General features: G+C 56.3%; 12 protein-coding genes. 3 read left to right on the top strand and 9 right to left on the bottom strand.

The window, feature by feature from the left end; genetic code table 11:
• Positions 1-276: 276 nt before the first annotated feature.
• Positions 277-1,014 (bottom strand): substrate-binding periplasmic protein, encoded by a 738-nt coding sequence (locus tag J0A66_RS01240; RefSeq protein ID WP_206571946.1) that lies wholly within the window; start codon positions 1,012-1,014, stop codon positions 277-279.
• A gap of 351 nt (positions 1,015-1,365) precedes the next feature.
• Here J0A66_RS01240 and J0A66_RS01245 point away from each other — a divergent pair, with 351 nt between their 5' ends.
• Positions 1,366-1,515 (top strand): hypothetical protein, encoded by a 150-nt coding sequence (locus J0A66_RS01245; protein ID WP_206571947.1) that lies wholly within the window; start codon positions 1,366-1,368, stop codon positions 1,513-1,515.
• Between the two features lie 8 nt (positions 1,516-1,523).
• Here the strand turns inward: J0A66_RS01245 and J0A66_RS01250 are convergent, their stop codons facing one another.
• Positions 1,524-2,456, bottom strand: coding sequence for a LysR substrate-binding domain-containing protein (locus tag J0A66_RS01250; protein WP_206571948.1), 933 nt, complete (start codon positions 2,454-2,456; stop codon positions 1,524-1,526).
• A gap of 95 nt (positions 2,457-2,551) precedes the next feature.
• Here J0A66_RS01250 and J0A66_RS01255 point away from each other — a divergent pair, with 95 nt between their 5' ends.
• A complete protein-coding gene (locus J0A66_RS01255; protein ID WP_206571949.1) occupies positions 2,552-2,701 on the top strand; it encodes a hypothetical protein in 150 nt (49 codons plus the stop codon).
• Between the two features lie 139 nt (positions 2,702-2,840).
• Here the strand turns inward: J0A66_RS01255 and J0A66_RS01260 are convergent, their stop codons facing one another.
• The 5 genes from J0A66_RS01260 to J0A66_RS01280 all read right to left on the bottom strand — a co-directional run bounded on the left by J0A66_RS01260 (position 2,841) and on the right by J0A66_RS01280 (position 8,549).
• Positions 2,841-4,061 (bottom strand): outer membrane protein assembly factor BamB family protein, encoded by a 1,221-nt coding sequence (locus tag J0A66_RS01260; RefSeq protein WP_206571950.1) that lies wholly within the window; start codon positions 4,059-4,061, stop codon positions 2,841-2,843.
• A gap of 105 nt (positions 4,062-4,166) precedes the next feature.
• Complete coding sequence (locus J0A66_RS01265; RefSeq protein ID WP_206571951.1) at positions 4,167-5,564, bottom strand: winged helix-turn-helix domain-containing protein; 1,398 nt, start codon at positions 5,562-5,564, stop codon at positions 4,167-4,169.
• A 40-nt stretch (positions 5,565-5,604) separates the two neighbouring features.
• Positions 5,605-6,276 (bottom strand): DUF4097 family beta strand repeat-containing protein, encoded by a 672-nt coding sequence (locus J0A66_RS01270; RefSeq protein WP_206571952.1) that lies wholly within the window; start codon positions 6,274-6,276, stop codon positions 5,605-5,607.
• 157 nt (positions 6,277-6,433) lie between these two features.
• Positions 6,434-7,051 (bottom strand): DUF1569 domain-containing protein, encoded by a 618-nt coding sequence (locus J0A66_RS01275; RefSeq protein ID WP_206571953.1) that lies wholly within the window; start codon positions 7,049-7,051, stop codon positions 6,434-6,436.
• A 16-nt stretch (positions 7,052-7,067) separates the two neighbouring features.
• Positions 7,068-8,549 carry a LytR/AlgR family response regulator transcription factor gene (locus J0A66_RS01280; protein WP_206571954.1) on the bottom strand — a complete coding sequence of 494 codons (1,482 nt, stop codon included), beginning with the start codon at positions 8,547-8,549 and terminating at the stop codon, positions 7,068-7,070.
• Positions 8,550-8,721: 172 nt separating this feature from the next.
• On the opposite strand from J0A66_RS01280, the gene J0A66_RS01285 reads away from it, so the two are divergent.
• The gene (locus J0A66_RS01285) at positions 8,722-10,137 is read left to right on the top strand and encodes an alpha/beta hydrolase (protein ID WP_241263940.1); all 1,416 of its coding nucleotides are present in this window, start codon (positions 8,722-8,724) and stop codon (positions 10,135-10,137) included.
• A 25-nt stretch (positions 10,138-10,162) separates the two neighbouring features.
• On the opposite strand, the gene J0A66_RS01290 is transcribed toward J0A66_RS01285, so the two are convergent.
• Together J0A66_RS01290 and J0A66_RS01295 are read right to left on the bottom strand one after the other, a co-directional pair.
• Complete coding sequence (locus tag J0A66_RS01290; RefSeq protein ID WP_206571955.1) at positions 10,163-11,356, bottom strand: HD domain-containing phosphohydrolase; 1,194 nt, start codon at positions 11,354-11,356, stop codon at positions 10,163-10,165.
• A gap of 177 nt (positions 11,357-11,533) precedes the next feature.
• Entirely contained in the window at positions 11,534-13,765 is a 2,232-nt protein-coding gene (locus J0A66_RS01295; RefSeq protein ID WP_206571956.1) for a TonB-dependent receptor, read from the bottom strand.
• Between the last annotated feature and the right edge of the window lie 107 nt (positions 13,766-13,872).

The raw sequence follows: 13,872 nt of genomic DNA on the forward strand, positions 1-13,872 counted from the left end.
TTCGGGCTGGGGCATTTTTACTCGTATCATCCGTAATACTCGCCGAAAAGCGGCCAGCCAAGCTGTTAAAAAATGCTCCGGGCATTTTTTTCCGGCCACCGGCGTGAGATGAAATATATCCCTATATTTCACCGCTTCGCGGCCAACTTCGCTGTTCCAATGGGATCCATTCCCTTTGGTCAGTCGCTTATTTTGGCCCACTAGATCGCACTCCATCTTCTTTGCTGGGCAAAGAAATGGCCTCCGGCAGAGCATCTATATGAAAGACAAACACCCCTAGGGGTCTGGGTAATTCGGTTGCAGTCGCCCGGCTAACTGACGATTGAATTCATCCACAAAGGCTTGATTCACCTTGGCCTTGCTGAACATAAAATGCTGTTCGCTCACATCCACGGGACGGGGACTGATGGTCAGATCCTGCAGGTGGCTCCTCAGAATCTCGGCCTGCACCGCACCCTTGTCGTCAATAAAGGCGTCTACCCTGCCCCGGCGCAGCAATTCCAGGCGGGAGGCGAAGGTTTCCACATGCATCAGTTGGCGACTCCAGGCAGAGCGCAGCAGCGCGTCCACCTCCAGCCCATACCAGGCGATACGGTTCAGTGCGACCAGTTTGTTCTGTTTCACCAGATCGGTGAGATTGTCCAGGGCGGCGGTGGTCCTGTCATCGCGTCGATGCACCATCACAATGCTCTGCAGCCGATAGGGCCTGGAGAACAGAAACAGCTTTTCCCGCTCTGCCGTGCGGGTTGCCGACAGGGCAATATCAACCCGGCCGCTTTGCAGATCCTGGCGGGTCCGGCGCTCGGGCAGGGGCAGAATAAACAGTTCACAGTTCATCGCCGCCAAGGTGTCCCGGAGCAGCGTCAGGTCCTCACCCCGGTAGTCTCCCTGCTCATCCAGATAGATGTAGGGGTACCAGTCACCGCTGAACACCAGCGTGAGGGGTTCAGGACAAAGTTCCCTGCCGTTCGCCTGCCAGCTCAGGAGCAACAGGGCAAACCACAGTGTTTTCAAGGGGTTATTCCCGGATCGTAACGCATTATGACCTGAAGTTGGTTATCAGTGGCTGCCACATCAAATGGGTCCGCTACGCACCTCTCGCCGGGCGACAGGCTGGCTTTGGACAGTGGTCAGACATCAGCATATAAGATTGCGCGCCTGGGCAAAGGGCCGTTGTGTGTCTAATTGACACAATTGGTATCAAATTATAAACCTGAGATGAGGAAGTCAGTCTTTGTATTGAGCCGGACATTTAGCATTCTTTCATTAGATAAACTAATTAAGGTGGCTAAATTTAAGTCGCTCGATGCTGCCCAATAATTATTCGATAATATCCAGGGTCACAAAATGGATGGAGTAAGGGTAATGTCGGTATCTATAGAAAAAGTTTCAGTAAATCATCCTGATAAGCAAGAGTCTGAGAAAAAGGCCGGACGTCGCAGGGCAACCTTCCAGCAATGGTTGACTACCATGTCCCGCAATATGAACTTGCAACAGATGGTTAACCTGAAGTAATGATAAATTCAGGCCGCCGGCAAGCCGGTTTCTGCCAGGCAGTCGGCGCCCTGACCCGCCAATTCTTTTTTCACCCAATGGGTAAATGCCTGAATTCTCATCAGGCGGGGGGATTCGGGATCGTGTAACAGGGAAAACCGTACGCCCGGGTGTATGTCAATGGCAAAGGGTTTGATCAGAATTCCCCGGCTGATGAGTTCGCCGGCCATGCAGGTGGCTGAAAGACACAAGCCATGCCCGGCTGCAACAGCATTGATACTCATCTCCCAGGTGTCCACTACCACTGAACGCAGCTTGTCCGGTTCAACAGCCACTCCTGCCAGTTCGAACCATCGCCGCCAACTGAAAGGGCCGGGATCATGGCCCTCAACCAACAGACAATCCCGAACCTGCTGCGGGTGGCTCAGTTGCTGTTCACGCATAAACTGGGTGGAGCACACCGCGTACACAGGATCCTGAATTATCACTTCCTGGTGCAGGCCTTCCGCCAGACGCTCACCCTGGCGTATGGCCACGTCAATATCCGCGTGGCGCAGATCTTCCAGTTGCGGGGAAGCCATCACCCTGACTGAAATACCCGGGTGCATCAGGGAAAATTTCCACAGTCTGGGCATCAGCCACATTGAGGCGAAAGAACCTGTAGTGGTGACAGTCAAGACCCCCGCTTCCTGCTCACAGCGCAACTTGTTCAGCCCGGTCAGCAATGTATCGAATGCCTGCTCCACATGTCTGGCCAGGGTATGGCCCCTGGAGGTCAATTGCATCTGCCTGCCCTGACGGAAGAACAGCTTGACCCCCAAGGCCTGCTCCAGTGAACGGATTTGCTGGCTGACCGCGGCCTGGCTGATGGCCAGTTCTTCGGCGGCCCGACTGTAACTCTGATGGCGGGCGGCGGCAGCAAAGCAGCGTAATGAGGGCAGGTGTCGCAGTCTTTTATCCATAACTCAAACTTATATATATGAGAAGTAATGATCGTTCGCTGTTCCCCTGGCTGAGGAAGATAATTCCACTCAGGCAAATAAAGGAGGAAATTTTTATGTCGACTCTGAACACAGTCTACGAGAAAAAATGTATAGGTAATAGTGAATTGAAAGAGGTGGATAAAATAAAGTCAGCCTGGTGGCAACGCCTGCTGACCACCATCAGCAAAGAGCTGGCACTCTCCCATCTGGTTAACTTCAAGTAAGTATTTGTTAAGTACTACTTATCTTTAAGTGCACCTGGACTGGCGTGCCAACAGTAGCGGCAGAAGCCCGGCGCCTTTTACAAGGCACCGGTGTCAATTGGTAAGCGGACGGCGGTATGACGATCCTAATACCATCTGCTCAGATCCGGATTGCCAGTAGCCGACCCGTTGCCGTGCCCAGGTAGAGTTGCTGACCGTCCGTGGTCAGACTGAGAATACTGTCCATTTCTCTGAGCATGACCTGGACTTGTTTTACCGTGGCCTGATGGGGTGAAAGTTGCGGATCGGCAGGCAGGTAGTTGGGACCACCGCCGGCTTTAACATGACGGGGATAATGATCTGCGCTGGCCCGGGTCTGATAGAGGCGGCGCCGCTGGCCGGTGCCGGGCATATATTCGAACAGTTCCCCTGACAGCGTGGCAAAGTAGATCCTGCCATCGACCTGCACCGGGGGGGCGAAAATCAGGTGCGGCGATTGGACCAGGTGGGTCAGGTTGCCTGAATCCAGGGCCTGGCCCACCAGGGCAGTGCCGTCGGAGAGCCCATAGTATAGGGTATTGTCAAAAACCATTGCCGGAGAGCCTATCCAGGTGCTGGCATGCTTGACCCTCCAGATCTCCTTGCCTGAACTGGCGGCCAGTTTATACAGGTAAGTACCGCGGCTGCCCAGGTAGATAGCCTTCCCGTTCAGGGTGGGGGTGAGGTTCAACCCCTGCCAGCCTGCCCAGCCGGAGAATTGTCCAGCCGGCAGATCCGCGTCGAACCGCCACAGGATTTCACCATTGGCAGGGCTTAGTGCATACAGGCTGTTGTTCCAACTGGCTGCAAACACGGCGTCGTCCCCCACCACAGGCGTGGTATGGGTCTGGCCGGTATCCCGGTGCCAGAGCCGCTTACCGGTCTTTAACTCCACGGCATAGGTCCCGCCGCTATCGCTGTAGAAGGCGGTATTATCCTTAACTGCCACGCCGGAGCGGTACCAGGCCCAGGGATCGGCATACACCCCTTCTCCCCAGCCCCAGGTTTCGCCAGCTACCATCAGGGGGCCGTCCTGGCTGGCGTGATGCCAGAGCTGGCTGCCGTCTGCCGAAAAGGCAAACAGACCGCCCTTTCCATGCACCAGCAACAGCCCCTGGTGGATAACAGGGGTGGAGCGGACGTCTTCGTCCAGTGGCAACCGGTTAAGCAGCGCCCCCCGCTTATCCAGGTGATGGACTGCCTGTCCCGCAGCCAGGAACAGTCCCTTGTTTGTGATCAGAGGTGGGGCGGTGACCGGCCCACCGGACTGGTATTCCCAGAGCAACTCAGCCTCAACGGCAAGGGGGAACAACAGGCAAAAAAGCCAACATAGTGATCTCATGTGCGAACCTCCGTTTTGAAACAGGGCACAGCATGAAGCCAGGCATAATGTCTTGTCCTGAACCGGACATAAAGCTTTATAAGGGATTCTAAATAAGTAGCAAGATCAACTGTTTATACCAATTTCTCTGAGCAGCTTCTGAAACTCCGGCAGCGAATGCAAGGGGGCATACCAGGGATCGACAGCCATCCACAACAGCTCGGTTTGCCGCTGTTGCACCGCCTGTTGCAGCCAGGTCAATGCCGCCTGCTGGTCGCCGGCGGCGATGGCATAGCGGGCCCAGGACAGAGGGGGCTGATAATGGCCGATATTGACCCTGTCCTGTCGCTCCAGCAACCAACGGAACAGTCCCTGCAGTCCCTGGTGCTGGAACTCAGAGCTGGCCTGCTGCAGTACCTTCGGCTCATAACCCTGCATGTCCATCACCTTGTACAGATGGGTGAAGGCACTCAGTTCATCTCCCAGGTGTTTCCTGATGGCCTGGGCCGACATATGGAAAGCCTGATCCGGCTCACTGACGCTGGCAATCTTATCTAGTTCCAGGCCGGCCAGTTGGTAATGGCCCGTCATGGCATAGATCCAGGCCACCACAGGAGCAGCGTATTGTTCAGGTGACAGTTCGACATAACGGCGCACATGGGTCATGGCGGGTTCAAAGCGACCCTGCGCCAGTAAAAACTGGGAGTAGAGAAAATGTGTAAGGGGGTCGGACCCGTCCAGCTCAAGCGCCTGCCTGAAGTGACGCCCGGCTCCGGCAAAGTCCCAGCGGCGGGTAAAGAGTAACTGCGCCAGGCTCAGATGGGCCGGGGCGAAATCCGGTGACTGCTCTACGGCTCTTTGCAGCTCTGTAATCAGGAGCCCGATGTCTGGCGGGTTGTCCAGAGCCAGTTGTCCCTGTACTTTACCCCAGCGGGCTTCACCCATCTCTGGCGCTAGTGCCAGCGCCTGGTCAAAGCGTGTCAGTGCCGCACGGACGGAGGCTTCACGCTGCTGGCTCAACAGGTAGCGACCTTGTTGATAGGCCTGCAGGGCTTCGTTTGGGTACCTGGGCTGCGGCCTGTGATCAATCCACAGCCAGAGCAGGATCCCAAGGGCAGACCCGGCCAGCGCCAGCAGGCGGAAAAGGCCGGGTAACCTGGCACGGGTGGTTTGTTGATGGGGAGTCATGATCAACTGATAACCCCGGCCCGGGATGGTCTTGATAAAGCGGGGGTGTCTGGGTTTGTCATCCAGTGCCTTGCGGATCTGGCTGATCGCCACGGTCAGTACTTCCTCGCCAACCACTTTGCCCGCCCAGATATGATCCAGCAGTTCACCTTTGCTGATAATGCTGCCCGGATTTGCTGCCAGAAACAGCAACAACTGCATGGGAGTATGTTCAAGGGAGCGATGGTCATGCTTGTTGCTGACCCGGTTCTGCTGTGGGCTAATGCGCCATTCACCCAGATTGAAATCCTGCATCAGCTTGTGACCATCGACCTGAAGGAATAAAACGGACCACATTAAAGCGGGAAACCTGGCGGGGGTAAAGCCCCGCCCGCTATTATTCGCGGCTGAAGCGTCTGACTACCTTGTCGTGCAGAGCGGCATTCTCAAAGTGAAGATTGACCGGGCGTTGCAGGATGATCTGTCCACCCACAGAGGCGGATGCAGTGATGTGCAGCTCAGGTGTTTCATCAGATCCCCACTTGAAGAAACTGTTGTCCCGGCGGGCAGTAAAGACAATATCGCCTTCGACCAGAGTATTGCCGCTGAGACGGATATCCCCTGTCTGGGTTTCAAGATTGCGGCCTACCCGGCTGTCATCAAGGCTGATGTCGCCGTTAACCGTGCTGATGCTGCCGCCAACATCGGCGCCCTTGCCCAGCAATACTTCGCCGTTAACAGTACTGAGATCTTCCTCAACCCGGAGCTGAGTTCCCGCCTCGATACCGCCGTTGACCGTCTCTGCACTGGCCAGGCTGACTTCATCCCCCAGCTCAATCCCGCCATTGACGGTACTGACATGCCGAACCTTGCTGCGGCTGTCTATCTCAATGCCGCCGTTAACGGTGGACAGGTTATTTGCCTGGCTGCCCTCATCCAGTTCGATACTGCCGAATACGCCACTGACATCACCATTGCGGCCCTGGCCGTCCACATGAATGATACAGCCGGAAAGTAAGGTGGCACTGGCCAGAAGCGGGACAAAACAGGCGAACTTAATGTTTTTCATTGTATTTTCCTTATTGAGCGACAATTACCTGCATCAGCAAATTCCTGGCCAACAGCTAACCCTATGATTTTAATTAATTAATTATTTTTGGATGGTTGACTGCCTGGCCACTTGTACCAAGTGTTGGTGTGGCTGACCAATTGTGCGGTTATTTTCGTCAGGAGTTGGGGTCAATATTTGTGACAAAAGCAGAAAAATGGTCGGCCAGATGCATGGCGTGGGCCCGCTCATAGTCGGCTTTATTCAACCGGCCGTAGGCAAAATGAGGCTGCAGAGGGCCCTGATGGGTTTCAAAGCGGGGTATGGCCTGACGCAACTGATGCTCTGCTGCCCCGGCAGTCAGCCCGGCATCCAGTGCCGGGGCACCTGGAATAGGTTCGGCAAGATTGTGCTGCATACGTCCGGCCAGCGAAAAAATATTAAAAGCAGCAGCACCCAAGGTCTGCTGGAACAGGGCTGATTTCTCCTGCGGAAACCCACTGAGGGAAAACTCGATACTCTGGGTGCAGTGCATCAGGGTCTCAGGCCAGCTCCATTCCGTCAGGCTGGACAGGGAGGCAGCCTGGGTCAGCCTGTTCAGTTCAGCCAGCGCCTCGTGGAGACTGGTAAAGTGCAGTCCCCGGTCCCCTGATTGGCTGCAGCCGCCAAGCCCGGCTGCCAGGGCCCCTGCAGAGAGGGTTTTTATGAAGGTGCGTCGGGTCAGGTTACTGTGCATGGTATGGCAAAGTGGCATCCGGTTAAGTCTGAGTTTGCAGCCACAACGACTACCAATCAAGTCTTGTGCTCTGGCGTCAGGCCAGCACCTTCCTGACGCTGGGCATAATACGACGGCTTACCGGCACATGCCGGCCTGAGGCCAGAATCAGCCGGCCCGTGCCGTTGGTATCCCGCTCCAGCGCTCGTATCTGGCTGGTGTTGACGATAAAGGAACGGTGCACTCGCAAAAAGGTTGAGGGCAGTGCTGCTTCCAACTGGCCCAGACTGGTGTTTGAGTCCAGCATGGGCTTACCTTGTATAGGGACAAATTCCACATAATCCCGGTCGCTTTTGCAGTATTCCAGCTCCCGGGTATCCAGCGTATGCAGCTGGCCGGCGCTGCTGATGGAGAGGCTCTGTGGGGACTGGTCCTGGGCCAGCCGGTCCAGGGCCAGTTGCAGGCGCTCAGCCCTTTGCTGCTCCCGCTGCCGCAGACGCTGCTCAATGGCGAAACTGGCCGCCTGTACCGAAGCGAAAAACAACAGGAAGGCCGCATTGAGAAAGTAGAACCAGGCATCGAGAAAACGGGATGGTGAAAAGACCAGGGCAAGGATATAGCCTGTCAGCACCAGAGCCGGCAAGGTGGCCTGGCGGTTGCCCCGCCAGCGCCAGTAGGCGCACAGACCGGCTCCTAACCCGCACGCGATCAGAATGCTCATGCTGCTTTTACTGTCGAAGCCCGTCCGGGTCAGTCCGCCTCCCAGTATCAGAAGAGAACAGCCCAGCCAGGTTTTCCATCGTTGGCGGCCCGAAAACCTGTCAAGCAGGTGGGACAACAGAGCCAGGGCAAAGCCGACTGAGCAGGCCAGGATCAGCAGCAGCCTGATGTCATGAAAGGGATACGAATAGGGCTCGGTGGCCCGCCAGACCTCAAACAGGAGCTGTGCAGCGCTGAACAGTGTCATCAGCGCCAGCGTCCAGATCGCCATGGAAGGGGCACTACGCCATGCCAGCGCCCCCAGATAGATGCATGCCAGCACCAGGGCTCCCAGCACGGCATAGGACTGCCAGTACTGGCTCATCAGGTAGTCGGTGGGTTGCCGGTAGGGGGCGAAATTGATTGCGTGGATGGGGGCGACCAGCTCCAGCAGGCTGTGATGTCCGGAAATCAGCAGGACCAGGTCATTCTCACCGGCCCGCAGCCGGGTCCTGGGAACATGAAATACCACATCCATCTGCCCGGCTGTTTCCTCATCGGAGGAAAGGCCTGGCCTGCCGTTTTCCCCGAGCAGGGCTCCATTGAGGTAAACCCGGCTGGCCATTTTCCCTGAGACAAACAGACCTATAGGTTCGTCTTTTCGCCAGAGCTCTGTTGGCACGGCCAACTGGCCCTGTATCCAAAGTGAACGCCGATGTGGGTTAAGTCGCCAGGCCGGCTCTGTGCTGCAATTTGGTTGGGAAAAGTCCGGCGGCTGCAGACTTTGCGCGGGACACACCCGCACTTGTGCCCCGGCAAGCGATGACGGGGCCGCCTGCAGGCCGGGTAAAAAAAGCAGCAATAACCACAGCAGTCTCAAGATATGCCCCTGGCGTTAATCAATGGATGGATATTGTATGACGGCGACTGGACAAATACAGGCAGTTTGCCCGCCGAACGCAGAATGATCCCTGCCGTTTGCAGAAATTAAGCGGCACAGGGCCGTTAATCCCTTTAGGTTAATCCGGATAGAATTAACTGGAGTGAATATATTGTTACCTACATTGATGTTCTTCATGGGGTTGTTATACACAGTCTCTGTTGCCGCTGAACAGCCCATTATTTTTGAGTCACAGTCCGGCGACAGCGTCGGGGCCTTTGAGGGTGAACTATGGGTAGCGGAAAACCGGCTGGATCCAAAAAGCCGCAAGATCCCTCTGCGCTATGTGCGGTTTGCCGCTACCGGTGAAAATCCGGGGCCGCCCATCGTCTATCTGGCCGGTGGGCCGGGCGGCAGCGGTATCGATACCGCAAAGTGGCGGCGCTTTCCCCTGTTCATGGCCATGCGAGAGTTTGGTGACGTGATTGCCCTGGATCAGCGCGGCACAGGACAGAGCAATATCCTGCCGGATTGTGAGTCGAACCTTTCCTTTCCCGCCACACAGGCCTATTCCGATGCCGAGTTCGCCCGCCTTTACCGCCAGGCCTTCGCCGACTGCCTGGGGTTCTGGGCAAAACAGGGTGTGGATGTGCGGGGATACAACACTGTCCAGAGCGTGGCCGATCTGGATGATCTGCGCGAGCATCTTAACGCCGACAAGCTGGTCTTGTGGGGCACTTCCTACGGCAGTCATCTGGCCCTGGCGGCCCTGCAGACAATGGAGGATCGTATCGACAGACTGGTGCTGTCGAGTATCGAAGGCCTGACCCAGACCATCAAAATGCCTGCGCGAACCGACGCCTATTTTGTCCGGCTGCAGCAGGCCATCAACACACGGGATGAGCTTAAACAGCAAATGCCCGATGCGTCCGGCCTGATAAGAAGGGTGCATGACAAGTTACTGGCCAAGCCGGTAGGGCTGACGCTGACTGACCAACAAGGCGGCACAGTCGATTTTTTGTTGCAGCGCAAGGATATGCAACGCCTGGCGTCGGCCATGATCTCTGATCCGGGACGGGCATGGCAACTGTTACAGCTTTATCAGGCGCTGGATGCCGACGTCACCGAGCCCGTTGCCCAGATACTGAGCCGCTTTTACACGGCAGGAGAGAAAATCACCTTTGCACCCATGGGGGTATTGATGGATGTGGCGTCCGGCATCGACCCGGACAGAAAGGCATTGGTCTATCAACAGGCAGCGGCCGCTTTGCTGGGAGCCTACCTCAATCCCACCCTGTTTCTGGACGGGGTCGCACCGGAACTGGACCTGGGCCAGGGCTTCAGGCAAGAACCAGTCAGCCGGGTTCCGGCGCTGATCCTGAGCGGCACCCTCGACGGTCGCACCTACCTCGACAGTCAGCGAGAGGCAGTGAAGGGGCTGGCCAACAGGGTCGAGGTGACAGTACACAATGCCGGCCACAATCTGTTTATGGCCTCGCCTGAGGTTACCACGACGATCCAGGCGTTTATGCGGGGGGATGCCCTGTTCAGCGCTGAATTAAGCGTGCCGTTAGAGCTGAGCCATTGACAACGCCGGCTCCTTCGGGAGGCGGTCAGACAGCGATGGCCTGGTCGAAAAAGCGATTGAAGTCCAGGCCAAGCTCACCGGCGGTGACCGCCTGGTCTATTTTCAGGCTGTTGTCTGACTCTGACAGGGCGATGTCCCTGGGCGGAAGGTAATGGTTGGCCTTGAGTGAAAAGAAAACTTTCACTCTTGGTTTGAGTGGGTTGTCTTCGCATTGTTCACAAACCATGGCTACCTGACTATTGGATAACCTGACCAGGCTGCCAACGGGATAGATGCCCATGCAGCGTATAAATTTCTGCACCAACACCTGGTCATACTCTCGCGGCGACGCTTTTAACAGGATCTTGTGTGCGGTCTGGGCGGGTTGGCCCGCTTTGTAGCAGCGGTCGGCGGTAATGGCGTCATAGGTATCGACAATGGCCACCATGCGACCATACAGACTGATATCTTCACTGCCCACCCCTTTGGGATAGCCCCCACCATCCAGTCTTTCATGGTGTTCGGCGACGGTGCGGATAAGATCCCCCGGCAGTCCGGTCATTTCCAGGGCCTGTACACCCTCGCTGACATGACCGCGCATAATCTGCATTTCCTCATCCGTCAGCCTGCCGGGTTTGTGCAGTATCGCATCGGCGATCTGGATCTTGCCGATATCGTGCAGGAATCCGGCCAGCGTCAGCTCGGATACCTGATGGGAGGGCAGTCCCAGTTGTTTTGCGAAATGGGCCAGCAGTATGGATACGTTCAGCGAGTGCTCAAGCAGATAGCTGTCTTTCTGTCGGATACGGGTCAGGCACAGCAGGGCGTCGGGATGCCTGTCGAGGGATTCCACCAGCTTATTGCTGAATTCTGCCGGAATGGCCAGATCCAGTGGCAGACCCCGTTTAACGCCGTTAAACAGTTTTTTCTGCAGTGCCTTACCTTGTGCATACAAGGCCTTGGCCCGCTCTATCTCTGCGTCAAAGGAGACTCTTTTGCCCGACAGCCGGGAAACGCTGGCCGGTTCAGACGAGTAGTGTTCCACAGGGATTGGCTCGGCAGGCAGCTGTTTACCGGCATCAATGACCAGCGCGAGGATCCCCTGCTCTTTGAGCTTGTGGATCATGGTTTGCGAGGAGACGCGTCCCTGGCTGCGGATTTTTATCTTGCCGGTTTGCCGGGCAATGGAATCCACGTACATACCGGGTTCCAGCTCATCTATGCCGATCGTTTTAAGCACAAAGAAGTACCTTAAACAGTATTCTTATTGTTGTTTGATTCAAAAAATAACCGATAGGGGAGGGAACGGCAACCAATACTGTGGCCGCTTTGTGCTGTGAATGGGGGTGAATACCTTCACCCCCAACAGGTTGGGAGGAACAACAGAAGCCGGGCTTGCGCTTCTGCCAGGACCAGGTTAGAAATTGCCTTTGATACCCAGTTTAATGGAGCGGCCCGGCAGGGGCGCCACGTCTTTGAGGAACGACGAATGTACCCTGGCATCTTCGTCGGTGAGGTTGTCACCCTTGACGAAGAAGGTCAGGTCAGCGATTTCAGTGGGCAGGTAATAATTGATACTGGCTGACACCAGGGTATAACCGTCAGTTTCGGTTTCAAAGCGGGCAATCTTGTCCTGGCTGGCGTAGCGGGTCACGCCGGCCTCTGCGTGCCAGTTATCCAACTCGAAATGCAGTGAAGTGCCCAGGCGGAATGGCGGGATTCTGGGCACATTGCTGCCATCGGCAAGCTCTGCACGGGTATAATCGGCAAAGGCATCCAGACGCCAGTTGTCGTGGAAATGCCAGTCCATTTCCACCTCAAAGCCATACAGGTCGGCGTCCTGCTGCTGAAACAAAAAGACCGGCAGATCTTCGCCATGGTCATGTTCGTCTTCATCGTCTACGCCATGCACCTCTTCGCCGTGCAGGTGGCCATCGGCAATCAGCAATCCGGTATCCTGCTGGAAGACATAGTTGTCCACCTGGTTGTAGAACAGACTAACTGAGGCGCTCCACTGCTCAGCATGATAGCGGTAGGTCAGATCCAGGTTATTGGAGATCTCCTTTTCCATCTTGCTTTCGGCTTGTTCAAGTACATATTCGTCATCATGCTGGTGGATGGTAAAGCCGCCGCCGATTTCATAGCTGCCGGTGCCGATATGGGGCCCGTTGGCAAAAATCTCGGCTGCCGAGGGCGCGCGCTCTGAAAAGGCATAGTTAAAGGCCAGTGACTGTTGCTCATCCAGGGTCCAGACCACACCTGCGGAGGCGCTGACCGCCGTATAAGACTGTTCGTCGAAGTGGACCTCATGATCCTCCGGTCCTTCTTCTTCGCCTTCCTCTCCTTCGTGTTCATGGGCCAGGGCCTCATAAAAGAGGTTGTCAGGCTGATGGCTGACCCGCTCCAGCCGCATGCCCAGTTGCCACAGCAGATCGCCGCTGCGTTTTTCCTCCAGCACAAACAGGGCGAGGCTGTCGCTGTCAGTGGGGGCGGTGAACGCTTCCTCGCCGACAGCGGAAAATTTGATATTGTTGTAGTGCAGGCCCACTACCCCCTGCCAGCCCGCCACTGGCCTGTGTTCTGCCCAGAGTCTGGATTCCAGGGTCTGATTTTCGAAGGTGGTGCCTGTTTCCCCCCCTTCGATTTCGCTGTGCTGGTAATCCGTATAGCCGTTATGCCAGTGCACCGCACTGAACGGCCCTGACAGGTTCATCCAATCGGCCACCGCCTGGAATCTGTCCTGCTTAAGCCGGGCGAACACTGCTTCTTCAGCCGTTTCCTCTTCGTGCTCATCTTCGTCTTCCGCATGGTCGTCGTGACCATGGGCATGACCAGGCACCCCGTATTCCGATTCCAGCCGTCCGTAGGACATAGCCAGACGGAAGTCCTCGGTCAGCCAGCCACCACCCAGGGTAAAGCCGTTGGCGTCGATGGCAGAATTATCCAGCACCCCGGTATGAGCTTCTTCTTCGGGCTCCTCATCATCCTGCTCCTCTTCGCCGTGAAGCTCGGCCGCGCCGGGGATCTCATAATTGTCGGTCCGGCGATCAAAGGCATCCAGGTGCCAGGCAAAATTGCCAGCACCGCCGTTCAGATCAGTGGAGAAGGTTTTTTCATTGGAAACAGAGTCGTACAGGCCCATGACTTCACCGCTGAGGCCGTCCTGAGCTTGCAGGGGCAGGCGGTTATCCACCACGTTGACCACGCCGCCGATGGCACCGCTGCCATAAAGCAAGGTGGCGGGGCCGCGAAGGACTTCAATCTGCGTGGCGGTGCTGACTTCGGTGGAGACCGTATGATCCGGCCCTACACGGGAGGCGTCAGACGCATCCAGGCCGTTCTGCACCACCTTGATCCGGGGACCGTCCAGTCCTCGGATAATGGGGCTGCTGGACACAGGTCCAAAATACGAGCTATGTACTCCCGGCGTATTTTTCAGGGTTTCGCCCAGGGTGGCCGACTGGTTCTGATCTAGTGCTTCGCCGCTGAGAATACTGACCGGTGTGGCCGACTCCAGCACGGTACGCTTGATGGGAGAAGCGGTGACTACCATCTTTTCCACATCATGTTCGTCTTTCTGAGTGGGTTTGTCGGCGGCCAGGCTCAGCCCTGGCAACATGGCAATAAACAGCGGGGAGTACTTCAGCATGGAGATCCGGTCCAGTAATTTTATTTGTTACAGTATAACATCTCTTTTTGTCGCCGAGTCAATGGGGCCGGGACGAAATCACCGCAAAGGAAGATAAATGACGGTGG

Origin of the sequence: Bowmanella dokdonensis (assembly GCF_017254865.1) — a bacterium.
Lineage (GTDB): Bacteria > Pseudomonadota > Gammaproteobacteria > Enterobacterales > Alteromonadaceae > Bowmanella > Bowmanella dokdonensis.

What these genes read in the sequence shown, in the direction of transcription:
- J0A66_RS01245 (WP_206571947.1), top strand. Translation starts at nt 1,366, where the DNA reads ATGTCGGTATCTATAGAAAAAGTTTCAGTAAATCATCCTGATAAGCAA.
- J0A66_RS01270 (WP_206571952.1), bottom strand. Translation starts at nt 6,276, where the DNA reads ATGAAAAACATTAAGTTCGCCTGTTTTGTCCCGCTTCTGGCCAGTGCC.
- J0A66_RS01295 (WP_206571956.1), bottom strand. Translation starts at nt 13,765, where the DNA reads ATGCTGAAGTACTCCCCGCTGTTTATTGCCATGTTGCCAGGGCTGAGC.
- J0A66_RS01250 (WP_206571948.1), bottom strand. Translation starts at nt 2,456, where the DNA reads ATGGATAAAAGACTGCGACACCTGCCCTCATTACGCTGCTTTGCTGCC.
- J0A66_RS01255 (WP_206571949.1), top strand. Translation starts at nt 2,552, where the DNA reads ATGTCGACTCTGAACACAGTCTACGAGAAAAAATGTATAGGTAATAGT.
- J0A66_RS01260 (WP_206571950.1), bottom strand. Translation starts at nt 4,061, where the DNA reads ATGAGATCACTATGTTGGCTTTTTTGCCTGTTGTTCCCCCTTGCCGTT.
- J0A66_RS01265 (WP_206571951.1), bottom strand. Translation starts at nt 5,564, where the DNA reads ATGTGGTCCGTTTTATTCCTTCAGGTCGATGGTCACAAGCTGATGCAG.